Consider the following 25,393-nt stretch of genomic DNA (forward strand, 5'->3'; position numbering starts at 1 on the left):
GACTAGGCCACATCGTTGCCCCTGCCAGCGGGGACATCCTGGTTACCGGTCGGTAGAGATGCACTTTCCGGAGCAAGAGACCAGGATGGACAGTGACCGACACCAGACAGAAGTCCATCCTCGGAAGGCGAGACCCAGTGGCTTCCGGACGCCAGCGTTTCTCGATCATCAGTGACGGCCTACCCAGTCAGCTCCCTGATGTCGACCCCAGCGAGACCCAGGAGTGGCTCGAGTCGCTCGACAACGTCGTCAAGACGGAGGGCCGCACGCGCGCCCGCTACTTGATGCTCCGCCTGTTGGAGCGGGCGCGGGAGCACCAGGTCGGCGTCCCCGGCCTGCGCAGCACCGACTACATCAACACGATCCCGCCGGAGCGCGAGCCCTGGTTCCCCGGCGACGAGCACGTCGAGCGGCGGATCCGCGCCTACATCCGGTGGAACGCCGCGGTCATGGTGACCCGGGCCAACGCCCGGACCAACGTCGGCGGCCACATCGCCACCTACGCCTCGGCCGCGTCGCTCTACGAGGTGGGCTTCAACCACTTCTTCCGCGGCAAGGACCACGGCGAGTCGGGCGACCAGGTCTTCTTCCAGGGCCACGCGGCCCCGGGCATCTACGCCCGGGCGTTCCTGGAGGGCCGCCTCAACGAGGCACAGCTCGACGCCTTCCGGCAGGAGCTGTCGCACGGGTTCAAGGGCCTGCCCTCCTACCCGCACCCGCGCCTCATGCCGGACTTCTGGGAGTTCCCCACGGTCTCCATGGGCCTGGGCCCGATCGGCGCGATCTACCAGGCGCGGTTCAACCGCTACCTGCTCAGCCGCAAGGTCAAGGACACCAGCCGCAGCCACGTGTGGTGCTTCCTCGGCGACGGCGAGATGGACGAGCCCGAGTCGCTCGGCGCGATCGGCGTGGCCGCCCGCGAGGAGCTCGACAACCTCACCTTCGTCATCAACTGCAACCTGCAGCGCCTCGACGGCCCGGTCCGCGGCAACGGAAAGATCATCCAGGAGCTGGAGACCTACTTCCGCGGCGCCGGCTGGAACGTCATCAAGGTCGTCTGGGGCCGCGACTGGGACCCGCTGCTGGCGGCCGACGTCGACGGCGTGCTCGTCAACCAGATGAACACCACCCCCGACGGCCAGTTCCAGACCTACTCCGTCGAGTCGGGCGAGTACATCCGCGAGCACTTCTTCGGCGGCGACCCGCGCCTGCGCAAGATGGTCGAGCACCTGTCCGACGACGAGATCCGCAAGCTCTCGCGCGGCGGCCACGACTACCGCAAGGTCTACGCGGCCTTCAAGGCGGCCCGCGAGCACGTCGGCCAGCCGACGGTCATCCTCGCCCAGACCATCAAGGGCTGGACGCTCGGCAAGGACTTCGAGGCGCGCAACGCGACGCACCAGATGAAGAAGATGTCCAAGGCCGAGCTGAAGGAGTTCCGCGACCGGCTCTACCTGCCGATCCCGGACTCGGCGCTCGAGGCCGACCTGCCGCCCTACTTCCATCCGGGCGAGAACGACCCCGAGATCGCCTACATGAAGGAGCGGCGCGCCGCGCTGGGCGGCTTCCTGCCCCGGCGCACGGTCCGCGCCAAGCCGATCAAGCTCCCCGGCGAGGCCGCCTACGCGCAGCTCAAGAAGGGCTCCGGCAAGCAGAACGTCGCCACCACCATGGCGTTCGTCCGCCTGCTCAAGGACCTCATGCGCGACAAGGAGATCGGCCACCGCTTCGTGCCGGTCATCCCGGACGAGGCCCGCACCTTCGGCCTCGACGCGATCTTCCCGACCGCGAAGATCTACTCACCGCACGGCCAGACCTACGAGGCCGTGGACCGGGAGCTGCTGCTGTCCTACAAGGAGTCGACCGAGGGCCAGATCCTGCACGAGGGCATCAGCGAGGCCGGTTCGATGGCCTCGACGATCGCGGCCGGCACGTCGTACGCCACGCACGGCGAGCACATGATCCCGATCTACATCTTCTACTCGATGTTCGGCTGGCAGCGCACCGGCGACCAGATGTGGCAGCTGGCCGACCAGATGGGCCGGGGCTTCCTGCTCGGCGCCACCGCCGGCCGCACCACCCTGAACGGCGAGGGCCTGCAGCACGAGGACGGCCACTCCCCGCTCATCGCCGCGACGAACCCCGGCGCCGTCTCCTACGACCCGGCGTGGGCCTTCGAGATCGGGCACATCGTCAGGGACGGCCTGCGGAGGATGTACGGCGAGTCGCCGGAGAACGTCTTCTACTACCTGACCGTCTACAACGAGCCCTACCTGCAGCCGGCCGAGCCCGCCGACCTGGACGTCGACGGCCTGCTCAAGGGCCTGTACCGGTTCGCTCCGGCGCCGGCGGTCCAGGGCCCGAAGGCCAACATCCTGGTCTCCGGCGTGGCCGGGCCGTGGGCGATGGAGGCCCAGCGGATGCTGGCCGAGGAGTGGGGCGTGGCGGCCGAGGTATGGTCGGCCACCTCCTGGTCGGAGCTGCGCCGCGAGGCGCTGGCCGCCGAGGAGCACAACCTGCTCAACCCGGACGCCGAGCAGCGGGTGCCGTACGTCACCCGGGCGCTGTCGAAGGCCCAGGGCCCGTTCGTGGGCGTCAGCGACTACATGCGCGCGGTGCAGGACCAGATCGCCCAGTGGGTGCCGGGAGACTGGACCTCGCTCGGCACCGACGGCTTCGGCCTGTCGGACACCCGCTCGGCGCTGCGCCGCCACTTCCACGTGGACGCGGCCTCGATCACCCTGGCCGTGCTCACCCAGCTCGCCCGGCGGGGCGAGCTCGAGGAGGAGGTGCTGCGCGAGGCCATCTCCCGCTACCACCTGAAGAACGGCGTCACCGAGGCCGGCGGCGCCGAGAGCAACGACACCCAGTCGATGGGTCTGTGAGATCCTTCCGGGTGGGACCTCCCAGGTGGAGGCCCCACCCGGAACGGGACGGGCGCCCTGTCCGGGGTGACGCGGAGGGGGAGCACGTCATGCGAGCAATCCGGGCGGCGGCCGCGACCGCGGCGCTGGCCGCCGCGCTGGCCGGCTGCAGCGGCGGAGCCGGCGACCGCGGCGGAACGGCCGCCCCGAGCGGCTCCGCCGCACCGTCGGGCCCGATCTCCTGGGGGCCCTGCACCGACATCAAGCGCGCCGACGGCCAGGGCGTCGCCACCCCGGCCCCGGACCAGCGGTGCGGGAAGCTGGCCGTACCGCTCGACTACGCCGACCCCGCCGCCGGGACGATCGACCTCGCCCTCATCCGCGTGCAGGCCACCGGCCCCGGAGAGCGGATCGGTTCCCTGCTGTTCAACTTCGGCGGTCCCGGCGCCTCGGGCGTCGACACCCTGGCCCAGGCCGCCAAGGCCTTCGGCTCCCTCGGCGCCCGCTACGACCTGGTGAGCTTCGATCCGCGCGGGGTGGAGCGCAGCTCCGGCGTCCGGTGCGGCGGCACCGCGGAGATGGACGAGTTCACCTCCGTCGACAGCGTGCCCGAGGACGCGGCCGAGCGCGCGGAGATCGAGCGGATCGTCGAGGAGTTCACCGCCGCCTGCGAGGAGACCTCCGGGAAGGTCCTGCCGCACATCGGCACCGTGAACGCCGCCCAGGACATGGACCGCATCCGCGCGGCGCTGGGCGACGAGCGGCTCAACTACCTCGGCATGTCGTACGGCACGCAGCTCGGCGCGGTCTACGCCACCCGCTACCCCGCCAAGGTGGGCCGCTTCGTGCTGGACGCCCCGCTGGACCCCAGCGTCTCGATGCGGGAGCACACCCTGGTCCAGACGGCCGGTTTCCAGAAGGCCTACGAGGCCTTCCTGAAGGACTGCGTCAAGGACGGGCAGTGCAAGATCGGCTCGGACGCCGCCGCCGCGAACCGCACCGTCGAGGCCCTGCTGGACCGGTTGAACGACGAGCCCCTCAAGGTCGGCGACCGGGAGCTCACCCAGGGGCTGGCGAGCACGGGCATCGCCGCCGCCCTCTACTCCGAGCAGACCTGGCCGCTCCTCGACCAGGTCCTGGCCCTGGCGGTCAAGGGCGACGGGCGGGGGCTGCTCTTTCTGGCCGACAGCTACACCGGCCGCGGCTCCGACGGCTCCTACAGCACGGTCATGAGCAGCTTCCCCGCCATCAGCTGCGTGGACACCGCCGAGCGGCCCGGCGAGGCCGAGCTGCTGGCGACCGAGAAGGCGGCGCTGAAGATCTCCCCGCTGTTCGGCAGCGCCGGCATGGGGACCATCTGCTCGTCCTGGCCGGTCCCCGGCGACGAGGAGGCGACGAAGATCGACGCCTCCGGTTCCGCCCCCATCGTGGTGATCGCCGGCACCGGCGACCCCGCCACGCCGTACGAATGGGGGCCGAAGCTGACCGCGCAGCTGAAGACGGGCGTGCTGGTCACCTACAAGGGCGAGGGGCACGGCGCCTACCTGTCGGGCGACGCCTGCGTGAAGAAGGTCACCGACGCCTACCTGCTGGAGGGGAAGGTCCCCGCCAAGGGGACCACCTGCCCCGCCTAGCCGCGGCGGGGCCGCCGCACCGCCACCCCGCCATGATCCCCCTGCCCCGCCCAGCCGCGCCGGCGCGGGACGGGGCCGGCCCGCCGGCTACCGGCAGCGCTCGGGACGGGGCCGGCCGGTCGCGAACCGGAAGTCCACCGCGCCGAAGTGGCGGTCCAGGAGCTTCCTCATGCTCCCGTCGGCGTACATCGCCGCGACGGCCTCGTTGATCGCCGCGCAGGCCTTCGGGTCGCCCTGCCGGAACGCCACGCCGTACGGCTCGCGGGTGAGCCCGAGACCGGCGACCTTGAACCGCCCGTTCAGCCGGGCGCCGAACCCGGCGATCACCAGGTCGTCGCCGGGCAGCGCGTCGGCGGTGCCGTCGGCCACCTTGGCGGCGCACTGCGCCATGTCGTCCGCCTCGACGGGCTCCACGCCGACGACCCGGTCGCGGATCAGCGCGGCGGTGGTCGAGCCCTGCGGGACGCAGAGCCGCCGGCCGCGCAGGTCCTCCGGGGACGAGATCCCCGAGCCCCCGCGCACCAGCACGTCGCGCCGGGCCAGGTAGTACGGCCCGGCGAAGGCGACCCTGCGCCGGGTCCTGGCGTCGATCGAGAGGTTGGCGACGACCAGGTCCACCTCCCCGCTCTCGACCGCGGCCTCCCGGCGCACGCTCACGTCCTTGAACACGACCCGGTCGGCGGGCACTCCCAGCTCGGCCGCGATGCGCCGGGCCACGTCGATCTCGAAGCCCGCCGGAGGGCTGCCCAGGGCGACTCCGGGCAGGCCCCCGCGGTAGCCGATCGTGATCTTCCGTTTTCTCGCGATCCGGTCGAGCAGCGGCGAGCCGGTGGAGGGCGAGGGCGCCGGGGAGGAGACGGCCGGCGGCGCGGGCGCGGGCGCGGTGGCGGCGCCGGACGGGAGGTCGGGCCGCAGGACGGCGAACGCGGCGGCCAGGCCCGCGACCGCGGCCGCCGCCCCGCCCAGGACGACGGGCCGGCGCCGCAGGAGTCCCCGGGCGGGAGCGCGGACCCCGTCGCGGGTCAGGTCCGCGGTGGCGGCCTGGACGCCCTCGGCGAGCACCTCGTCGGAGACCTCCGCCCCCTCCTCCGCCAGATGGCCCAGCAGACGCCTGAGCACCTCGTCCGCGGTGGGCCTGCGGGCCTGGTCCTTGCGCAGGCAGGCCCCGACGACCGCCCGCAGGCCCTCGGGGAGCGCGCCCAGGTCGGGCTCGTGGTTGATGACGCGGTTGAGCGTCGCCACGATCGTGTCGCCGCCGAAGGGCGCTTTGCCGGTCGCCGTGAAGAGCATCGTCGAGCCCCAGGCGAACACGTCGGCGGGGCGGCCGACCCGCTCTCCGGCGATCTGCTCGGGCGCCATGTAGGCGGGGGTGCCGACCGCCCGGGTGGTGATCGTCCCGCTCTCATCGATGATCTTCGCGATGCCGAAGTCGACGACCCGGGGGCCGTCGGGGGCCAGCAGCACGTTGTCGGGCTTGAAGTCGCGGTGCGCGATCCCGGAGCGGTGGATGGCGGCCAGCGCGGTGGCCGTGCCGATCGCCAGCTTCTCCAGCGCCTCCCCGGCCAGCGGACCCTCGCGTTCGACGATCCGGCGCAGCGACGGGCCGTCGATCAGCTCGCTCGCGATGTACGGGGTCTCGCCGTCGAGGTCGGCGGCGAGCACCCGGGCCGTGCAGAACGTCTCCACCCGCCGCGCGGCGGCCAGCTCCCGGGCGAAGCGGGAGCGCGCGTGCGCCTCGCCGGTGAAGCGGACGTGCAGCAGCTTGACCGCGGCGCGCTCGCCGTCCTCGGCCTCCCCCAGGTAGACGACCCCCTGGCCGCCCTCCCCCAGCCTGCCCCGCAGTTCGTAGTCCCCCAGCCGCGGCGGGTCCCCCGGCCGCAGCGGCATGATCTCCGACATCGCCGACCCCTCGTGACACGGCGCTTTGCCCGAACATTACACATCACGGGCGGCCGGGTCCGGAGCGGCGGCCGGGTCGAGATCACAATCGGGATCACCGGGGGCGTCGCGCATACGACTTTCGTCGGGGGCTCGGAGCCGAAGACGCGACCTCGGTCGGGCGGACCGATCCTGTCGGCCGATCCCCCCGGAGGCGCCTCCCTCCTACCGTCGGCTCATGCGCAATCCCATCCAGGTGCTGGGGGTCCTCCTGGTCCTCCAGGGCGTCAGCGGGACCATCGACCAGGTGGCCGTCCAGCCGTTCATGAGCCCGTTCCTCAACTTCTTCAACCGCGTGATCGTCGAGCGGACGGATCTCCTGACCGGATACGAGATCTACGCGAACCTGATCCTGGCGGCCCTGGGCGTCGTCGTGGTCGTCGCCGCGGACCGGATCGGGCCGTCCTGACGCCTCGCCCGGCGGGCCGGATCGGGCCGTCCTGACGCCTCGCCCGGCGGACCGGATCGGGCCGTCCTGACGCCTCGCCCGGCGGACCGGCCGCGGGCCCGGGGAGCGGACCCGCGGCCGCGCGGGGTTCCGGCCGCCCCGGCGGTTACGCCCCGGCCGCCGCACCCGGCGGGGTGAAGACGCCGAACAGGTTGCCCGAGACGTCGCGGACGTAGGCGAAGTCGGGGCCGTGCTCGTTGCCGACCGCCTTGAAGACGACCTCTCCGCCCAGGCTCTCCACCCGCGCGCAGGTCGCCGCGGTGTCGGCGACGACCACGGAGAAGACCGCGTGGTTCGGGAACGCCCCGCCGTGGGCGTACAGGCCTCCCCTGGGCCCGTCGCCGCCGGGGTAACCGATGCGCCGGTAGTCCATGCCGCCCTTCGCCAGATCCTCGCCGGCGGCGAAGGACCAGCCGAACAGCTCGCCGTAGAACTTCTCCGCGCTCTGCGGGTCGTCGGTGGCGATCTCGAACCAGGCCACGGTGTTGATCATCAAGTGTTCTCCTCGGAATGCTCTTCTCGAACACCTCTACGATGAACCGGCCTGGCGACAACCCTATGTCGGTGTTTTCAATCCAGTTCCAGATTTCCGAAGACCAGTCCGGGCGCCTGCGGCGCGAACCGCTCCGGCGGGTGCTCGGGCGAGGGCTCGTCGGTCTCCTCCGCCCTGCGGATCCGGTCGAGCCGGAAGATCCGCGCGTCGCGGCGGAGCCGGCACCACCCCACGAGGTACCAGTGGCCGCCGCGCCCGCCCGCGAAGAGGACGGGCTCCACCTCCCGCCGGGTCGCCTCGCCCTTGACGTCGGTGTACTCGATCGCCAGCACGCGCCGGTGCAGCAGCGCCTGCTCGATCACCCGGGACACCCGGGGGTACGGCTCCGGCTCGACGAGCAGGTGGACCCGGGCGGCCAGCCGCCTGGCCCGTTCCCCCTCCGGCGCGGGCATCGCGGCCACCAGCTTGCGCAGGGCGCTGCGGGCGTGCCGGGCGAAGGGACTGCCGGAGGCCCCACTGAGCGCCACCGCCACCGCGACCGCCTCTGCGGGGGTGAAGTTGAGCGGCGGCAGGGACACGCTCTTGTCCAGCACGTAACCGCCGCGCCTGCCGGGCTCGGCGTAGATCGGCACCCCGGACTGCTGGAGCGCGGAGATGTCGCGCTCGACCGTGCGCACGCTCACCTCGAACCCGGCCGCCAGCTCCCGCGCGGAGCGGGGCCGGGGCGAGGCCGCGCGCAATTCCTCGACCAGGGCGTAGAGCCGATCGGTACGGTTCACACTCCGACGGTACGCGCCGCCACCGACACTCTTCGCGAAAAGGGAACCTTCAGGCGGGTTCAGCCGGTTGAACAGTGAAAAGACCCCGGATACCCTGTTCCGACACTTCGTATTGGAGCCCGATGGCGCAGAAACATCCGATGGCGCACCAGCCCCCCCGCAAGCCCGTCCCCAAGAAGCCGGGCGCGAAGGCCTCCACCGTCATCACGATCACCGGAATCGGCATCGTCTCCCTCCTCGTCGTCGGGGCCTGTGCGGCCCAGGACGACTACGAGGAGGTCGGGGCCGACTGCGTCAACCTCGACAACCAGCTGCCCGACGGCTCCTACGAGGTCGTGGACGAGGACTACTGCGACGACGACGGCACCGTCCGCTACCACGGCTCCCACGGCGCCTACGGCTGGTACTACGGCGGCACCCGGACCGGCACCCGGGTGGGCAGGGGCACCACCGTCCGGCCCTCCGACGTCGGCATCGTCAGCCGCGGCAAGGGCACCGTGATCCAGCGCGGCGGTTTCGGCGGCCGCGGCTCCAGCGGCAGCTGACCCCGCGGCCATGAGACGCGAGAGCTCGCCTCCCCGCGACGGCTGGGAGAAGACCGTCGAGGGCCACGGTCTGGCCTACCACCGCTCCGCCCACCCCGGCGGCCTCGACCGCCCCTACTGGGACGAGAGCGTGCACTACGTCTTCTCCATGGACGAGGTCCTCGCCCTGGAGGAGCAGGTCGACGAGCTGCACCGGATGTGCCTGCACGCGGTGGAGCACGTCGTCTCCACCGGGCGCTACCGCGACTTCGCGATCCCCGAGTGGGTCGCGCCGGAGATCGCCCGCTCCTGGGAGCGGCGCGACCCGCACCTGTACGGCCGCTTCGACCTGCGCTACGACGGCACGGGCCCGGCCAAGCTGCTGGAGTACAACGCCGACACGCCCACCAGCCTGCTGGAGAGCTCCGTCGTGCAGTGGTTCTGGCTGCGCGACCTCCATCCGGACGGCGACCAGTGGAACTCCATCCACGAGCGGCTGATCGACCGGTGGCGGCAGATCGCGGCGGAGCTGCCCACCGGGCCCGCGCACTTCGCCTGGACCGCCATGGACGAGTCCGGCGAGGAGGCGATGACCCTCGCCTACCTGCAGGAGACCGCCGTCCAGGCGGGGCTCACGACCGTCTCGGTGGCCATGGAGGACATCGGCTGGGACCCGCTCAACCTCCGTTTCGTCGACGTGGAGGGCAGGGTGATCCGGACCCTGTGCAAGCTCTACCCGTGGGAGTGGGCGGTCGCCGACCGGTTCGGAGCCGACGCCGTGCGCCAGCAGGTCTCGATGACCTGGATCGAGCCGCTGTGGAAGATGCTGCTGTCGAACAAGGCGCTGCTCGCGGTCCTGTGGGAGCTGTACCCCGGCCATCCGAACCTGCTGCCCGCCTACCTCGACGGCCCCCGCGACCTGCCCGCGCACATCGCCAAGCCGCTGCTGGGCCGGGAGGGCGCGAGCATGACCGTCACCGGCCCGGACGGGACCGTGCGGACCGGCGGCGGCTACGGCGCCGAAGGCTACGTCCACCAGGCGTTCGAGGCCCTGCCGGTCTTCGACGGCCAGCGCCCGGTGCTCGGCGCCTGGGTGGTCTGCGACGAGGCCGCGGGCCTGGGCATCCGGGAGACCTCCGGGCTGATCACCGACAACACCTCGTCCTTCGTCCCGCACCGCATCGCGCCGTAGGCCCGCGCGGACCGCCGCGCCCTCCGACCCTCCCCACGCCCACCGAACCCCACAGCACGGAGAGAACCCCATGAGCCCCAGCCTGCAGCCGACCCCGCTCCCCACCACGGCGATCGGCACCGAGACCGTCTCCCTGGCCGAGCTCCTCGGCCGGGGCTCGCTCGCCATCGCCTGCTACGCGGTGCTCGGGGTGATCCTGCTGATCATCGGCTTCTACGTGATCGACCTGGCCATCCCCGGAAAGCTGAGCCGGCTGATCAAGACCGACCGCAACCCCAACGCGGCCCTGCTCACCGCCTCCGGGCTGGCCGCCGTGGGCCTGATCGTCGCGGCCTCGATCTGGTCCTCCGGGGGCGCCCTGCAGGAGGGCCTGCTGGCCACCGCCGTCTTCGGCCTGGTGGGCATCGCCGTGCAGACGGTGGGGATGATCGCCTTCGACAAGATCGCCGGCATCTCCGTCCGCGAACTGGTCGCCGAGCCCGACCTGCAGCCCGGTACCCGCCTGCTGGCCGTCACGCACGTGGCCATCGGCCTGATCACCGCCGTGGCCGTCATCTAGGCACGCGCCCGGCCCCGGCCCGCCGCTCCGCCCGGGGCGGCGGCGGTGCGGCTCCCGCATCCCGGCCGACCTGGCACTCTTATTGCGTGAACGATCAGATCCGCGAGGACACCACGCGCAGGCTGGAACGGGCCATGGGCACCCTGGGCACGGCGGCCATGGCCCGGATGGAGGACCGGCTGCCGTGGTTCCGCGCCCTGTCCGCCGAGGACAGGTCCTGGGTCGGGCTGGTCGCACAGGCCGGGATCGCCGCGTTCGTGGAGTGGTTCCAGCACGCCGGCGAAGGACGCCCGACGCCCAGCATCGAGTTCTTCGGCACCGCGCCCCGGGAGCTGAAGCGGTCGATCTCGCTGCAGCAGACCGTGGACATCGTCCGGATCGTCGTCGAGGTGGTCGAGGCGCGGACCGGGGAGCTGGCCGCCCCGGGCGGGGAGGACCAGCTGGAGCAGGCGATGCTCCGCTACACGCGCGACGTCGCCTTCGCCGCCGCCCACGTCTACGCCCGCGAGGCGGAGGCCCGCGGAGCGTGGGACGCCCGGCTGGAGGCGCTGATCGTGGACGCGCTGGTCCGCGGCGAGGTGGACGACGGCCTGCACTCGTGGGCCGCCGCGCTGGGCTGGACCTCCTCACCGGTGGTCGTGCTCGCCGGCCGGGCGCCCGACGACGACCCCCAGGCGGTGATCGACGGCCTGCGCGACCGGGGCCGCCGGGCCGGGATGGACATGCTGGCCGGGGTCCAGGGCGACCAGCTGATCGTGATCGTGGGCGGCGCCGACAGCGTCGGCGCGGCGGCCCGGCACGTGGTGCCGCGCTTCGGCCCCGGCCCGATCGTGATCGGCCCCGAGGTGAGCGACCTGCACACCGCGGCCAGCTCGGCGCGGGCGGCGATCGCGGGCCTGCGCGCCGCCCCGGGCTGGCCGGACGCCCCCCGCCCGGTCCACTCCGAGGACCTGCTCGCCGAACGGGCCATCGACGGCGACGAGGCCGCGCGGACCCAGCTGGTCCAGAACGTCTACCTGCCTCTGGTCGGCACCCCGCTGCTCGACACGCTCGCCACGTATCTGGAGCAAGGTACGTCACTCGAAGCGACGGCTCGGCTACTCTTCGTACATCCGAACACGGTCCGCTACCGGCTGCGCAAGATCACGGAGTTGACCGGATACCAACCGACGGAGGGCCGTTCAGCCTTCACTCTGCAGGTGGGCCTCATCCTCGGGCGGCTGTCCGAAACATCCGTGATCTAATCGTCCCTTACTTAATCTGGACGAAACCCCTGCCGTAGGTTTCCTACAAAAAACTGTGGACCAAGTTCGTTCGGATCTCTATCCATGTGGCTAACTTCTACAGGGCAGGCTGGATTTCGTGCTCGTCATCGTCGCTCCGGGCCAAGGCGCCCAGACCCCAGGCTTCCTGACCCCATGGCTTGAGATGCCCGGCCTGGCGGACCGGTTGTCCGCCTGGTCCGATGTCGTCGGCCTCGATCTGATCGCCTGCGGGACCACCGCCGACGCGGATGCGATCCGTGACACCGCGGTGGCCCAGCCGCTGCTCGTGGCCGCCGGCCTGGCCGCCGCCGAAGCCCTCGGCGTCCCGTTCGGCCCGGCCGCCGGAGCGCCGGGCGCGGTCACGCCCGACCTCGTCGCGGGCCACAGCGTCGGTGAGCTGACCGCCGCCGTCCTGGCCGGGGTCCTCACCTGCGAGCAGGCCCTGACCCTGGTGCGTGAGCGCGGGCAGGCCATGGCCAAGGCCGCGGGGGTGACCGAGACCGGCATGGTCGCGGTGCTCGGCGGCGTCGAGGAGGACGTGCTCGCCGCGATCGACAAGCACGGCCTCACCCCGGCCAACGTCAACGGCGCCGGTCAGATCGTGGCCGGCGGCACCCTGGAGCGGCTGGCGGAGTTCACGGCCGAACCGCCCGCGCGGGCCCGGCTGATCCCCCTGTCGGTCGCGGGGGCGTTCCACACCTCCCACATGGCTCCGGCCGTCGACCACCTGCGCGAGGTCGTCGCCTCGATCACGCCCCGCGACCCGTCGGTCGCCCTGCTGTCCAACGCCGACGGCGCCGTGGTCACCGACGGCGGCGCCTTCCTGGAGCGCCTGATCGACCAGGTCGCCAACCCCGTCCGCTGGGACGCCTGCATGGCCACGATGGCCGACCGGGGGGCCACCGCGATGATCGAGCTGCTTCCCGGCGGCACGCTCACCGGCCTGGCCAAGCGCGCCCTGCGGGGCGTCGCGGCCGTGGCGCTGAAGACCCCCGACGACCTGGACGCCGCCCGGGCGGTCCTGCAGTGAACCGGCGCGCGCCCGGCGGATCCGGTACGGCGGCGCGAACGGCCCGTACGGCGAACGAGGAGCTGATCGACGGATGAAGGTCTCGCAGGGCGCCCCCGGCGCGAAGATCCTGGCCTTCGGCCACTACCAGCCGTCCAAGGTGGTCACCAACGACGACCTGTCGGAGACGATGGAGACCAGCGACGAGTGGATCCGCAGCCGGGTCGGCATCCAGGAGCGCCGCATCGCCGAGGGCGAGTCCGAGGTCGACCTGGCCGTCCAGGCCGGCGGCAAGGCCCTGGCCGCGAGCGGGCTGTCCGCCTCCGACGTCGACCTGGTGATCATCGCCACCTGCACCCTGGAGACGCAGATCCCCAACGCGGCGGGCAGGGTCGCCACCCGGCTCGGCATCGACGCCCCCGGCGCGCTCGACGTGAACACCGCCTGCTCCGGCTTCTGCTACGCGCTGGCGGTCGCCGACGACGCGATCCGCGCGGGATCGGCCACCAACGTGCTGGTCGTCGGCACCGAGAAGTTCTCCCCCTGGATCGACTGGACCGACCGGAGCACCGCGGTGATCTTCGCCGACGGCGCGGGCGCCGCGGTCGTCGGCCCGTCCGACACCCCCGGCATCGGCCCGGTGGTCTGGGGCAGCGCCGGCGACAAGGCCGACGCGATCATGATCAAGGACCGCCGCTCCTTCCTCCAGCAGGAGGGCCAGACCGTGTTCCGCTGGGCCACCACCGCGCTCCACCCGGTGGCCCGGCAGGCGTGCGAGCGCGCCGGGGTGGACCCCGCCGAGCTCGCCGCCTTCGTGCCCCACCAGGCGAACGTGCGCATCATCGAGGCCATCGCCCGCAGGATCGGCGCCGAAAACGCCGTCGTCGCCAAGGACCTCGTGCTGGCGGGCAACACCTCCGCCGCCTCGATCCCGATGGCCCTGTCCCGGATGATCGAGCGCGGCGAGGTGCCCTCGGGCGGGCTCGCCCTGCTGCTCGGCTTCGGCGCCGGCCTGACCTACGCCGGTCAGGTCGTCGAGATCCCCTGAGAAGATCCACCGGAAGACCCCTGAGACCTGCGCGGCCCCGCCGCGCGGACCGAGAAGAACACCGACCCCAAGGAGAACACGCGACATGGCCATGACCGAGCAGGAGATCCTCGCTGGTATCGGCAAGATCATCAACGAGATCACCGGCATCCCGGCCGCCGAGGTGACCCCGGAGAAGAACTTCGTGGACGACCTCGACATCGACTCGCTGTCCATGGTCGAGATCGCCGTCGCCGCCCAGGACGAGTTCGGCGTCGAGATCCCCGACGACCAGCTCAAGCACCTCAAGACCGTCAAGGACGTCATCAACTTCATTCAGGGCTGACGGCCGGGCCGTCCCCGACCGAAGCCTCGGACCGCACGAACAAGGAGCGTAGAACGTGAGTAAAGACCAGGTACGTGTCGTCGTCACCGGGCTCGGCGCGACGACGCCCCTCGGTGGAGATGTCGCCTCGACCTGGTCGGCGCTCCTCGCCGGTCGGTCCGGGGTACGCACCATCACCGAGGACTGGGCCGACTCCGTCCCGGTGAAGTTCGCCGCCTTCGCCGCCGTGGACCCGACCGAGGTGCTGCCCCGGCCGGAGGCACGGCGGCTGGACCGGGCCGAGCAGCTCGCGCTGGTCGCGGCCCGCGAGGCCTGGGCCGACGCCGGGATCGAGAAGGTCGACGCCGAGCGGCTCGGCGTCGTCGTGGGCAGCGGGATCGGCGGCATCACCACGATCCTCGCCGCCTACGACACCTTCAAGGAGAAGGGCTGGCAGCGGCTCTCACCGTTCACCGTCCCGATGCTGATGCCGAACGGTCCCGCGGGCTGGATCGGCATCGAGGTGGGGGCCCGGGCGGGCGTGCACGCCACCGTCAGCGCCTGCGCCACCGGCGCCGAGTCGATCGGCTACGCCATCGAGATGATCCGCTCGGGCCGGGCCGACGTGGTCGTGGCCGGCGGCACCGAGGCCGCCATCCACCCGCTGAACATCGGCTCGTTCGCCGCGATGCGGGCCATGTCCACCCGCAACGACGACCCGCAGGGCGCCTCCCGTCCCTGGGACAGGGGCCGGGACGGGTTCGTGCTCGGCGAGGGCGCGGGCATCGTCGTGCTGGAGTCCGAGGAGCACGCCCGTGCCCGCGGCGCGAAGGTCTACGCCGTCGCCGCGGGCGTCGGCTACTCGGCCGACGCCCACCACATCGCGCAGCCGGAGCCGACCGGAGCCGGGGTCATGCTGGCGATGCGCCGCGTCCTGGAGGACTCCGGTCTCACCGGTCAGGACGTCAAGCACGTCAACGCGCACGCCACCTCCACCCCCGCGGGCGACGTGGTGGAGACCGTCGCGATCAATCAGGTGATCGGCGGCCACCCGCTGGTGACCGGCACCAAGTCGATGACCGGCCACCTGCTCGGCGGCGCCGGCGGCATCGAGTCGGTCTTCACCGTCCTCGCGCTGCACGAGCGGATCGCCCCCGGCACCATCAACGTGGACGACCTCGACGACGGCATCGAGGTGGACCTCGTGCTCGGCGCCCCGCGCAAGTTGCCGGACGGTCAGATCGCCGCGATCAACAACTCCTTCGGGTTCGGCGGACACGACGTCGCCGTCGCCTTCACCAGCCTCTGACAGGAGCCCGCCATGACTGTGCTCGAGAACAGATCCGCCGAAGCCACCGGGGCTCCCGAGGCCGCTCAGCCCGTCGAGGAGGCGGCCGATCCCCGCGATCCCCAGGTGCGTCTGGCCGCCCTCCTCGACGAGGGCTCGATCCGGCTGATCACGCCGGTCGACCGCAGCGGCGTGCTCGCCGCGATGGGCCGCATGGAGGGCGTGCCGGTCGTCGTGTTCTGCAGCGACGCCCGCGTCCAGGGCGGCGCCATGGGCAGCGAGGGCTGCGAGCACATCGTGCACGCCTACGACGTCGCGGTCCGCGAGCGCGTCCCGGTCGTCGGCGTGTGGCACTCCGGCGGCGCCCGCCTGGCCGAGGGGGTCGAGTCCCTGCACGCCGTCGGCCGGGTGTTCGCCGCGATGACCCGCGCCTCCGGCGTGGTCCCGCAGCTGTCCGTGGTCGTCGGCCCCGCCGCCGGCGGCGCGGCGTACGGTCCGGCGCTGACCGACATCGTGATCCTCGCCCAGGAGGGCCGCATCTTCGTCACCGGTCCCGACGTGGTCCGCAGCGTCACCGGCGAGCAGATCGACATGGCCGCGCTCGGCGGTCCGGAGCCGCACAGCAAGCGCAGCGGCGTCGTGCACGTGGTCGCCAAGAGCGAGACCGACGCCTACGTGCAGGCCCGCCGGCTGACCGTGCTCCTGGGCCACCAGGGGCGCGTCCGCACCGAGGTCGAGGAGGTCGACTTCTCCGGCCTGCTGCCGGAGAACGCCCGCCGCGCCTACGACGTCAAGCCCCTGGTCACAGGCCTGCTCGACGAGCCCGGGGTGGAGCTGCACCCCAAGTGGGCGCCGAACATCGTCACCACGCTGGGCCGCCTCGGGGGCCGGACCGTCGGGGTGATCGCCAACAACCCCATGCGGCTGGGCGGTTGCCTGGACTCCACCTCCGCGGAGAAGGCCGCCCGCTTCGTGCGCATGTGCAACGCCTTCGGGGTGCCGCTGATCGTGCTGGTGGACGTGCCCGGCTACCTGCCCGGAGTCGGCCAGGAGCACGACGGCGTGGTGCGCCGCGGCGCCAAGCTGCTGCACGCCTTCGCCGAGGCCTCGGTGCCGAGGGTCACCCTGGTGACCCGCAAGGCCTACGGCGGCGCCTACATCGCGATGAACTCCCGCTCCCTGGGCGCCACCAAGGTGTTCGCCTGGCCGACCACCCAGGTGGCGGTGATGGGCGCGCTGGCCGCGGTGCGCATCCTCAAGCGCCGCGAGATCGCGGCGGCTCCGGAGGAGGAGCGCTCGGCCCTGGAGGCCCGGCTCGCCGAGGAGCACGAAGTGCTCGCCGGCGGCCTGGACCGGGCCATCGAGCTCGGCGTGGTGGACGAGGTGATCAAGCCCGAGGAGACGCGCGGCGCCATCGCCAAGATCCTCGCCCAGGCCACCCCGGCCCGCGGCGCCCACGGCAACATCCCCCTGTGACCTGTCCACCGTGACCGCGGTCGTCCCGGCCGGACGGTCAGGACCCGCTGCGGACATCCGGACGGACATCCGGGGAACGCCGACGGCCCCGCACGGAGTGATCCGTGCGGGGCCGTCGGCGTTCCCCGCCGGGCGGCACCGGGCCCGGCCGGGCGGTCGCCGGCTCCCGGCGTGGCAGGCGGCCTCGGAGCGCTCCACGCGCGTACGGCAGGCGGACACGGAACGGGAGGAGTCCGGGTCCGTCCGGCCTCAGACGGCGGCGTGCAGCCAGCGGACCGGGGCGCCCTCTCCCGCGTAACGGAACGATTCGAGCTCCTCGTCCCACTGCCTGCCCAGCAGCCGGTCGAGTTCCTCCTCCAGGACCACCCGGCCCTGGCGGGCCAGCAGCATGGCGGAGCGCAGCCGGTCCTCGGGCACGAGGATGTCGCCCGTGGCCCCGATCACCGCGGTGAAGGCGCCCAGCGTCGGGGTGTAGGCGTGGCGGGACCCGTCGGAGCCCGGGGAGGCGTCCTCGGTGACCTCGAAGCGGATCCGCTGCCAGCCCATCAGCGAGGAGGTGATGGCCGCGGCCGTTCCCACCCGCCCTTCCCATTCGGCCTGTGCGCGCACATGGCCCGGCGCGGCGGGCTGCGGCGTCCACGTCAGGTCTACGGGCACGCCAAGGACACCCGCGACCGCCCATTCGATATGAGGGCACAGCGCGGGCTGAGCCGAGTGGACGTAAAGCACGCCACGAGCAGACACCGGACCTCCCGTTTCGTACGAGGTGCGCCTTCCCCAACGGCCTCGTGCGCGGATGATCACAAGTGACTGAAGGAGAGACTACCGTCGGTCGCGACGTCGCACCAGAGGGGGGTCATACCGAGATGGTGCGACGCGAGTGTCTCTCGTACCGCGACGGGCGGGCCGTACCGTTTCGATCGGAGGAGTCCGGCCCGTTTCTTTACCCGGCTTTACGAATGCATTACCACGAGGGCCACCGAATTCGATCGGGTGTTCCCGTGGGGGAACGCTCCCGGAGGGCGGGCCCGGCGGAAAGAAATCCCGGCCTCCCCCCTCCGGAGATTCACGTAGGGCATGGTCGGAGAAGAGGATTTCCATCGACGCGGTGACCGACACCGGAGGAGCAGACATGGACGCCGACATCGCGCGGGTCGAACCCGTCCCCGGCTCGCCCGCCCTGATCAGGGCCGGTCAGCTGCTCACCGACGCGGCCGGGATGACCGCCGTCTCCCGGTGGACCGCCGCGGCGTCCGAGGCCGACGGGATCTTCCGGATACGGCTCTCGCCCGGCGTGGACGTCTGCGACCTGGCGGCCGCGGTCCGGGACCGGGGCCACCTGGCCTCCCCCAACCACGTCCTGATGGGCCAGCCCCTCTTCTTCGGCGGTCCGGCGTCCCGCCCTTTTCCGGCCGCCCCGGTGCCCGCACCGCTTCCCCCGCCGCTCCCGGACGAGGACCCGGTGACCGTGGCGGTGCTCGACACCGGCCTGACCGCGCACCCGTGGTGGGAGAAGAGCCCCTGGTTCCTGGAGCGGCGGCGCGAGGCCTCCGAGGCGCCCGACGGCGACGGCGACGGCGTGCTGGACGCCCAGGCGGGGCACGGCACCTTCATCGCCGGGCTGCTCCTGCGGTCGGCCCCCGCCGCCCGGCTCCATCCCCTCCAGATCCTGGACGGCCGCGGCGTCGGCGACGAGGCGGGACTGCTGCGGGCGCTGGCCAGGCTCCGCGACGATCCGCCGCAGGTGCTCAACCTCTCCTTCGGCTGCCACACCTTCGACGACCGGCCCTCCCCGCTGGTGGAGGCGGCGCTGGGCGGACTGACCGGCACGGCGGTGGTCGCCTGCGCCGGCAACACCGCCTCGGACCGGCCGTTCTGGCCCGCCGCGCTGCCGGAGGTGGTCGCCGTGGGCGCCCTGGACGCCGCGGAACAGGACCGGGCGCCGTTCTCGGCCCACGGCCCCTGGGTGGACGCCTGCGCCCGGGGCGAGTGGCTGACCAGCGCCTTCCTGGAATACGGAACCTTCCACGGCTACGCGCGCTGGAGCGGCACCTCCTTCGCCACCGCCGTGGTGGCCGGAGCCGTCGCCGCGGCCGCCCGGGGCATGCCGCCGCAGGAGGCCGTGGCCCACGTCCTCGACCCGCGGCGCACCCGGAAGATCTCCGATCTGGGAGCCGCCGTCCCCCTCCCAAGGTAAAGTCTCCACCCGGAGTGATCGATCGGACACTACGGGTGTCCGTCGGAGAGGGAGGCGCCGGTGGTCGACCAGCACACGATCGAGGCCGTACTGGCGGGAGACCAGGACGCCTGGGACGTGGTGGTCAAGCGCTTCGGTCCTCTCGTCTGGTCCGTGGTCCGGGCCTACGGACTGAGCGCGGCGGACGCGCACGACATCGTGCAGGGGACGTGGCTGCGGCTCGTCGAGAGCCTGCCCGGCATCCGCGACCCGGAGCGGATCGCCTCCTGGCTGTGCACCACCGCCAGGCGCGAGGCCGCCCTCCTGCTGCGACGGACCCGGAGCGAGCAGCTGACCGCGGAACCGGTCGAGCCCGCCGACCCGGCCGGCGGCGGGTACGCCGCGGATCCGGCACTGGCCGTGCTGACCGCCGACGAGGGCCGCCGACTGTGGCGGGCCGTCGAAGGCATGAACGAGCCCTGCCGGTCGCTCTTCCGCCTCATGGCCACGGCTCCCGACGCGGGCGTCCACCAGTTGGCCGGACGCCTGGGCATGCCCACCGGCAGCTACGGTCCGACCCGGCGCCGCTGCCTCGACCGGCTCCGCGCCCTGCTCGTCCCGCAGGAGGCGGCGTCATGACGCGCCGCCCCTCCTCCGGCGCCTTCGACGACGCGGCGCTGATCGCCGCCCTCCGTCTGGCCGCGGGGCACGACCCCGTGCCCGACGAGGTCGCGGCCACCGCCCGAGCGGCCTTCCGCCTGCGGCTCCCCGGCGCCGCCACGGCCCTGCCACTGCCCGTGCCCGCGGCATCCGGCATCCGCTCCACCGGCCGGGCCCACCTGCTCCGCTTCGGCGCCGACGGGCTCACCGTCGATCTGGACGTCGACTCCTCCGGCGGCCTGATCGACCTGGCCGGGCGGATCTGCCCTCCTCCGGGGGCGGACGCGCGGGTGGAGGTCCGCACGCCCTGCCGGGCCGAGTCGCGCACGCCCTCCCCCACGGGGCAGTTCGCCGTCGTCGGTCTGCCGCCGGGTTGGTTCAGCGTGGTGTGCCACCGTCCGGAGCGTCCGCCCGTCGCCACCAGCTGGACCCGGATCCGACCTGAATGACCGCCGCGCCAACCGGCCTGCCGCCCGCCCCGCCGGAAGACGCCGTCCGGGAAGACCCTCACCGGGAAGCCGGCGTTCAGAAAGACCCTCACCGGGAAGACCCCGTCCGGCAAGGCTCCGTTCAGCAAGACGCCCTCCGGGACGGCCCGGTCCCGGAAGGGTCCGTCGCCTCGGGCGCCCTCACCGTGCGCGCCGCCGTCGCCGCGGCCGAGCGGGCGGTCCGCCTGTCCGGCAGCGATCCCGGCCGCGCCCGGACCCTGGCCCGCGCCGTCCTGGACGCCGGGGCCCGGGAGGAGGCCGCCGCGGTCGCGCACCGCGCGCTGGCGCTGGCCGCGCGCGAGCTGGGGGACCTGCACCTGGCCGAGGAGCACCTGCGCCGCGCCGAGCGGATCGCGCTCTCCGCCGGTCTGCCCCACCGCGCCGCGCAGGCCCGGCTCTTCCTCGTCCACGTCAGGACCGAGCTCGGCCACCCCGCCGAGGCCCTGACGATCGCGGCGGTCGCCGAGCCCCACCTCACCCCGGCCGAGGTGGGCAGGCTCGGCGTGAACCGGGCCGCGGCCCTGGTCCGGCTGGGCCGCTACGACGAGGCGGTCCGCCACTGCGACCGCGCCGAGGGCGTACTCGGCGACGACCCCGCCTTCCTGGCCGGGGCGACGTTGAACCGGGGGCTCGCCCGCGTGTATCTCGAGGAGTTCGCGGCGGCCGAAGCCGACCTGACGCGGAGCGCCCGGCTGGCCGCTGCCGCGGGACTGGACCACGTGCTCGCGCTGGCGGAGGGCAACCTGCCGTTCCTGGCCGCCCGGCGCGGTGACCTGCCCGCGGCGTTCGCCGCCTACCGGCGGGCGGAGCGCGTCCTGTTCGGCTATCCGGAGCGGCTGGCCACCGTCCGCTGCGACCTGGCCGAGGCCCTGGTCTCCGCGCAGCTGCCCGGTGAGGCGCGGGTACTGCTCGACCAGGCGGTGCCGGAGCTGGAGGCCGCGGGTGCGCGCACGGCTCTGGCGGAGGCGCATCTGATGCTCGCCCGGGCCGAGCTGTCCACCGGCGATCCGCGGCGCGCCCTGCGGAGCGCCGACGCGGCCCGGACCGGACTGATCGGCCAGCAGCGCACCCGCCTGGTCCCGCTCACCACCGAGATCACGCTCCGCGCGCGGCTCGATCTGGGCGAGGACGCCGACCCCGTCTCAGGGAACCCGCTGGTCGCCGAGATGCTGACGTGCGCGGACGAGCTCGACCGCGCGGGCCACCCGTCGGCGCCGTTGCGGCTCGTCGCCGCCGAGCTCGCGCTCCGGCTGGGCGACGGGCGGACCGCCGACGGCCTGCTCGCCCTCCTGGCCTCCTCCTGCCCCGGACCGGTCGCCCACCACGCGACCGCGCTGCGCCGGGCCGCGGCGGGCGACCGGCGGGGCGCGCTCGCCTCGGCCCGGGCCGGACTGGCGGCCACCGGAGCCGACGCGATCCGGTCGCAGGACCCCCTGGAGCATGTCCGCGCCGCCCGGCGGGGGGAGCCGCTGGCGGCGCTGGGCCTGGCCCTCGCCCTCCGGAGCGGCCGGGCCCGGACCGTGCTGGCCTGGGCGGAGCGGTGGCGGGCGACCACCGGCGGCGCCGTGGGCCTCGGAGCCACCGCAGGCACGGCAGCCGCCGGGGACGTCAGAGCCGGCGGAGCCACCGCAGGCACGGCAGCCGCCGGCAGCGTGGAAGGCGTCCGGGAACCGGCGGGCACGGGGACCGCCCGGCGCGCCCGGAGCGACCGGGGACCCGGGCAGGCGGGTCGCGGCGCCGTACCCGGTCCGGAGGAGTTGCGCGCGGCGCTGGGCGGCGCCGCGCTGGTCGAGTTCGTCCGCCACCGCGACGAGCTGGCCGTCGTCGCGGTCACCCCGGGCGGGGTCCTGCTGCGCCGCCTGGGCTCCCTCGCGGCCGCGGCCGAGGCCACCGTCCGGCTCCGGTACGGCCTGCGCCGCCGGCACCTGCTCGACGGGGACGCGCGCGGCCTGGCCGCGGAGGCGGCGGCGGTGGAGCGGCTGCTCCTCGGCCCCCTGCTCCCCCGGCTGGGCGACCGGCCGCTGGTGATCGTGCCCGCCGGGCCGCTGCACACGCTGCCCTGGCCGGTGCTCCCGTCGAACGCGGACCGGCCGGTGACGGTCGCGCCGAGCGCCGCCGCCTGGCTGGCCGCGCGGCGGGCGGTGCCTCCGGGGGCGGGCGCGGGCGGGACCGTGGCGGTGGCCGGCCCGGGCCTGCGCTGCGCCGAGGCCGAGGCCCGCATGGTGGCCGCCCGCCGTCCGGGGACCGAGCGGGTCCCCGCGGCCCGGCGCGCGGTCCTGGCGGCGCTGGAGCGGGCCTCCGTGGCGCACCTGGCGGCCCACGGGACGTTCAGCGCGCGCAGCCCGCTGCTGTCCGGCATCGATCTCGACGACGGCCGGCTCATGGCCTACGACCTGCTCCGGATCCGCACGCCGCCGGAGCTGGTGGTGCTGTCGGCGTGCGACGCGGGAATGGCGCACGCCCCCACCGACGGGACGCCGCTGGGCCTGGCCGGGGCATTCCTGGCGTCGGGCACCCGGTGCGTGGTGGCCGGCCTGGTGCCCGTGCGCGACGACGAGACCCTGGCGCTGATGACGGTCTTCCACGGCCTGCTGGCCGCCGGCCGGCCGCCCGCGGCGGCGCTGGCCGCGGCGGCCGGCCGGACCGGGACGGCCGGGTTCGCCTGCTTCGGGTACGGCGATCAGCCGGTGGCGACCGGCCGGGAGGGGTCGGCCACCCAGTGGGACCACGACCCGACGTACAGGGCCGCCGGGATGCCCGCGACCTGAAGCGCCAGGACCTGGTGGGCGGCCGTCACCCCGGAACCGCAGTAGGTCCCCACCGCCATGCCGGGCACCGCCCCGAGGGTGTTGAACCTCTCCCGCAGGAAGTGCGGCCGGTGAAAGCGGCCGGACGGGTCGACGTTCTCCGTCGTGGGGGCGCTGACCGCGCCGGGGATGTGCCCGGCGACCGGGTCGATCGGCTCGACCTCCCCCCGGTAGCGCTCGGCGGCGCGGGCGTCCAGCAGGATCCCGTCGGCGGCCAGCTCTGCGGCCGCGGCGGCGTCGAGCACGGGCATGCCCCCCGGGCGGGCGGTGAAATCGCCGGGCGGCACCTCAGGCGTCTCGTCCGAGACGGAGCGTCCCTCGGCGGTCCAGGCGCGCAGCCCCCCGTCGAGGACCCGGACGTCGGGGTGGCCGAAGTAGCGCAGCGTCCACCAGGCGCGGGCGGCGGACATGGCGCCGGCGTCGTCGTAGACCACCACGGGCCGGGAGCCGGAGACGCCGAGGCGGCGCATCGCGGCCTGGAACCGGCCGGCCTCCGGCAGGGGGTGGCGCCCCTCCGGGCCCGCGGGAGCGGCCAGGTCGGCCTCGAGGTCGCAGAAGACCGCGCCGGGGACGTGCCCCTGCCGGTAGGACTCGATCCCGGGCGGGCCGCCGAGCGCCCAGCGCACGTCGAGGACGGACGCCGCGGGCAGCGCGGCCAGGTCTCCGGGAGTGATCAGCGGGCTCACCGGGTGCTCACCTCCAGGAGCGGGACGTACTGCTCGGCGGGGGTCAGGGAGCCGTGGTAACCGGTGAACGACGACTCCAGCGGCTCGGCGACCGAGGCGGTGACGACGGTCCCGTCCCGCGGCACCGCGACCACGTCGCCGATCCTCGGCAGCCACTCCGCCCGGACGCGGGGGCCGAACCAGCCGGACGCGACCGCCTCCTCCCGCGAGGCCACCCAGGCCGCCTCCCCCAGGACGCCCCGCCAGGACTCCAGCACGGCCCCGGCGGCCCCGGGCTCGGCGTAGACGTGGCGGGCCCTGGCCTCGCCGCCCAGCAGGGCGACGCCCTCGCGCAGGGCGGGCACGGCGTCGGCGTCGATCCGGTCGGTGGCGTTGACCATGCCGTGGTCGGCGGTGACGTACATCGCCGACCCGGGCGGGAGGGTCTCGGCCAGGCGCTCGGCCATCCGGTCGACCCGGGCGAGCTGGTCGAGCCACTCGGGGGTGCCCCAGCCGCACATGTGGCCGGCGGCGTCGAGGTCGCCGTAGTAGACGGTGACGTGCGCCCGGGGCTCGGCCAGGGCCCGGCGGACCCCCTCGACCCGGTCGTCGACCGCGTCGGCGCCCACGAAGCGGACACCCCGGTAGACGGCCTGGTTGAAGCCGGTGCCCTCGAAGTGGGCCGGGGCCACGTAGCTGACGCTGATCCCGGCCGCCGCCGCGCGCTCGAAGACGGTCGCGGTGGGCTGCCACTCCTCGGGCGCGACCAGCGGCCCGAACGCGGTCCAGCGCAGGCAGTTGAACAGGTAGCCCGCCCCGGGAACGGCCAGCTGGTAGCCGAGCATGCCGTGCTCGCCGGGCGGCAGGCCGGTGCCGAGCGTGCCCAGGCTGGTCGCCGTGGTGGCGGGGAAGCCCGCGGTCAGCGTCCGGCCCGCCCGCGCCGACAGGAAGGGGGCCGTCTCGGGGTGGGCGCGCAGCAGCTCCGCGCCCAGGCCGTCGACGAGGAAGAGCAGCACCCGGTCGGCGGGGACCAGCCCCAGCGGGTTGGCGCCGTCCATTCCCAGCACGGCCAGGAGCGAGGAGGACAGGTCGGCCAGCGACGCCTCGCCGTACGCCGGGACGAGGGGGCTCACGAGACGGCGGCGCGGGCGGTGGCCTCCGACAGCGCCTTGGCGAAGGCCAGCACGTGGGAGACGGCCTCGGGGCCGTCGGCGGCCTCGCTCACCCGCAGGGAGAGGTCGTCGGCCGTGACCGCGCCGGTGTAGCCGTGGTCGGCCTCGCAGTTCTCGTCGCCGCAGGTGGCCGGCTCCAGGTCGACGTGGGAGATCGCCCCCCAGCCGATGGTGAGCGTGACCTCGGTGGGCGGCACGCCCGGGACGTAGGAGGCGGGATCGGGGACGACGCGGGTGACCGCCACGGACTGGATCCGGCGCAGGAGCACGGCCTCGGTGGTCGTGGAGGCGTGGGACGCCGAGACTCCTTCCACCGCCGGGTGCTCGTCGGTGTGGCAGACCAGCAGGCGGGTGGGCGAGAGCACCAGGACGGTGACGTGCCGGCGCACCTCCATGGCGGGGTCGAAGGTGGCTTCGTGGTGCACCACGTAGGCGTCCACCTGCTCCTTGCCCAGGGCGGATTCGACGGCGTCGGCCACCAGGTCGGGGTAGTAGCCGCTGCGGTCGATGGCCTCGCGCAGGCCCGCGGTCGAGAGTCGGGTTTCCCTCATGGGTCCATCCTGCCCTGTCCCGGGCGTCTGTTTCACCCCGAGCTCCGCGCGGA

The 25,393-nt window shown here is 73.8% G+C and carries 23 protein-coding genes; 16 read left to right on the top strand and 7 right to left on the bottom strand.

All coding sequences use genetic code 11. The features are described 5' to 3' along the window. The first annotated feature begins 137 nt into the window (after positions 1-137). Positions 138-2,885: a pyruvate dehydrogenase (acetyl-transferring), homodimeric type gene (gene aceE, locus HS045_RS00325; RefSeq protein ID WP_196449181.1), complete on the top strand. Its 2,748-nt coding sequence runs from the start codon at positions 138-140 to the stop codon at positions 2,883-2,885. An 89-nt stretch (positions 2,886-2,974) separates the two neighbouring features. Continuing rightward, on the top strand, positions 2,975-4,498 hold the full coding sequence (locus HS045_RS00330; RefSeq protein WP_196449182.1) for an alpha/beta hydrolase: 1,524 nt from the start codon (positions 2,975-2,977) through the stop codon (positions 4,496-4,498). 87 nt (positions 4,499-4,585) lie between these two features. Here the strand turns inward: HS045_RS00330 and HS045_RS00335 are convergent, their stop codons facing one another. Beyond that, the gene (locus tag HS045_RS00335; protein ID WP_196449183.1) at positions 4,586-6,397 is read right to left on the bottom strand and encodes a bifunctional serine/threonine-protein kinase/glutamate ABC transporter substrate-binding protein; all 1,812 of its coding nucleotides are present in this window, start codon (positions 6,395-6,397) and stop codon (positions 4,586-4,588) included. Positions 6,398-6,614: 217 nt separating this feature from the next. Here HS045_RS00335 and HS045_RS00340 point away from each other — a divergent pair, with 217 nt between their 5' ends. Further along, positions 6,615-6,845, top strand: coding sequence for a hypothetical protein (locus HS045_RS00340; protein ID WP_196449184.1), 231 nt, complete (start codon positions 6,615-6,617; stop codon positions 6,843-6,845). Between the two features lie 145 nt (positions 6,846-6,990). On the opposite strand, the gene HS045_RS00345 is transcribed toward HS045_RS00340, so the two are convergent. Continuing rightward, on the bottom strand, positions 6,991-7,377 hold the full coding sequence (locus tag HS045_RS00345) for a VOC family protein (protein ID WP_196449185.1): 387 nt from the start codon (positions 7,375-7,377) through the stop codon (positions 6,991-6,993). Between the two features lie 77 nt (positions 7,378-7,454). Continuing rightward, a complete protein-coding gene (locus HS045_RS00350) occupies positions 7,455-8,156 on the bottom strand; it encodes a YafY family protein (protein WP_196449186.1) in 702 nt (233 codons plus the stop codon). 140 nt (positions 8,157-8,296) lie between these two features. Here HS045_RS00350 and HS045_RS00355 point away from each other — a divergent pair, with 140 nt between their 5' ends. From HS045_RS00355 to HS045_RS00395, 9 genes are all read left to right on the top strand, one after another. Further along, positions 8,297-8,701 carry a hypothetical protein gene (locus HS045_RS00355; RefSeq protein WP_230883370.1) on the top strand — a complete coding sequence of 135 codons (405 nt, stop codon included), beginning with the start codon at positions 8,297-8,299 and terminating at the stop codon, positions 8,699-8,701. A 10-nt stretch (positions 8,702-8,711) separates the two neighbouring features. Next, positions 8,712-9,872 (top strand): glutathionylspermidine synthase family protein, encoded by a 1,161-nt coding sequence (locus tag HS045_RS00360; protein WP_196449187.1) that lies wholly within the window; start codon positions 8,712-8,714, stop codon positions 9,870-9,872. A gap of 70 nt (positions 9,873-9,942) precedes the next feature. Next, entirely contained in the window at positions 9,943-10,431 is a 489-nt protein-coding gene (locus HS045_RS00365) for a DUF350 domain-containing protein (RefSeq protein WP_230883371.1), read from the top strand. A gap of 134 nt (positions 10,432-10,565) precedes the next feature. After that, positions 10,566-11,675, top strand: a complete 1,110-nt coding sequence (locus HS045_RS00370; RefSeq protein WP_196450965.1) for a CdaR family transcriptional regulator — start codon at positions 10,566-10,568, stop codon at positions 11,673-11,675. A gap of 118 nt (positions 11,676-11,793) precedes the next feature. Beyond that, positions 11,794-12,726 (top strand): ACP S-malonyltransferase, encoded by a 933-nt coding sequence (locus HS045_RS00375; protein WP_196449188.1) that lies wholly within the window; start codon positions 11,794-11,796, stop codon positions 12,724-12,726. Between the two features lie 73 nt (positions 12,727-12,799). After that, complete coding sequence (locus HS045_RS00380; protein WP_196449189.1) at positions 12,800-13,753, top strand: beta-ketoacyl-ACP synthase III; 954 nt, start codon at positions 12,800-12,802, stop codon at positions 13,751-13,753. Between the two features lie 85 nt (positions 13,754-13,838). Further along, positions 13,839-14,078 (top strand): acyl carrier protein, encoded by a 240-nt coding sequence (locus HS045_RS00385; protein ID WP_068898652.1) that lies wholly within the window; start codon positions 13,839-13,841, stop codon positions 14,076-14,078. 55 nt (positions 14,079-14,133) lie between these two features. Further along, a complete protein-coding gene (fabF, locus tag HS045_RS00390) occupies positions 14,134-15,366 on the top strand; it encodes a beta-ketoacyl-ACP synthase II (protein WP_196449190.1) in 1,233 nt (410 codons plus the stop codon). Between the two features lie 12 nt (positions 15,367-15,378). Further along, positions 15,379-16,821 carry an acyl-CoA carboxylase subunit beta gene (locus tag HS045_RS00395; protein WP_196449191.1) on the top strand — a complete coding sequence of 481 codons (1,443 nt, stop codon included), beginning with the start codon at positions 15,379-15,381 and terminating at the stop codon, positions 16,819-16,821. 249 nt (positions 16,822-17,070) lie between these two features. Here the strand turns inward: HS045_RS00395 and HS045_RS00400 are convergent, their stop codons facing one another. Further along, positions 17,071-17,565, bottom strand: coding sequence for a DUF3145 domain-containing protein (locus tag HS045_RS00400; protein WP_196449192.1), 495 nt, complete (start codon positions 17,563-17,565; stop codon positions 17,071-17,073). Between the two features lie 388 nt (positions 17,566-17,953). Between HS045_RS00400 and HS045_RS00405 the strand changes: the two genes are divergently transcribed. The 4 genes from HS045_RS00405 (at position 17,954) to HS045_RS35980 (ending at position 22,913) form a co-directional block, all read left to right on the top strand. Continuing rightward, positions 17,954-19,018, top strand: a complete 1,065-nt coding sequence (locus tag HS045_RS00405) for a S8/S53 family peptidase (protein ID WP_196449193.1) — start codon at positions 17,954-17,956, stop codon at positions 19,016-19,018. Positions 19,019-19,078: 60 nt separating this feature from the next. After that, the gene (locus tag HS045_RS00410; protein ID WP_196449194.1) at positions 19,079-19,636 is read left to right on the top strand and encodes an RNA polymerase sigma factor; all 558 of its coding nucleotides are present in this window, start codon (positions 19,079-19,081) and stop codon (positions 19,634-19,636) included. After that, on the top strand, positions 19,633-20,106 hold the full coding sequence (locus HS045_RS00415; RefSeq protein WP_196449195.1) for a hypothetical protein: 474 nt from the start codon (positions 19,633-19,635) through the stop codon (positions 20,104-20,106). Before HS045_RS00410 ends, HS045_RS00415 begins: the two co-directional genes overlap by 4 nt. Before the next feature lie 185 nt (positions 20,107-20,291). After that, positions 20,292-22,913 carry a CHAT domain-containing tetratricopeptide repeat protein gene (locus tag HS045_RS35980; RefSeq protein ID WP_196449196.1) on the top strand — a complete coding sequence of 874 codons (2,622 nt, stop codon included), beginning with the start codon at positions 20,292-20,294 and terminating at the stop codon, positions 22,911-22,913. On the opposite strand, the gene HS045_RS00425 is transcribed toward HS045_RS35980, so the two are convergent. The 3 genes from HS045_RS00425 to HS045_RS00435 are packed head-to-tail and all read right to left on the bottom strand — an operon-like array spanning position 22,826 to position 25,340. Beyond that, complete coding sequence (locus HS045_RS00425; RefSeq protein WP_196449197.1) at positions 22,826-23,638, bottom strand: sulfurtransferase; 813 nt, start codon at positions 23,636-23,638, stop codon at positions 22,826-22,828. The two genes, HS045_RS35980 and HS045_RS00425, sit on opposite strands and share 88 nt — an antisense overlap. Continuing rightward, entirely contained in the window at positions 23,635-24,750 is a 1,116-nt protein-coding gene (locus tag HS045_RS00430; protein WP_307827331.1) for an alkaline phosphatase family protein, read from the bottom strand. The genes HS045_RS00425 and HS045_RS00430 overlap by 4 nt, the downstream gene beginning before the upstream one ends. Next, entirely contained in the window at positions 24,747-25,340 is a 594-nt protein-coding gene (locus tag HS045_RS00435; protein WP_196449198.1) for a DUF5998 family protein, read from the bottom strand. Before HS045_RS00435 ends, HS045_RS00430 begins: the two co-directional genes overlap by 4 nt. Between the last annotated feature and the right edge of the window lie 53 nt (positions 25,341-25,393).

This window comes from Planomonospora sp. ID82291, from assembly GCF_015711645.1.
Classification (GTDB): domain Bacteria; phylum Actinomycetota; class Actinomycetes; order Streptosporangiales; family Streptosporangiaceae; genus Planomonospora.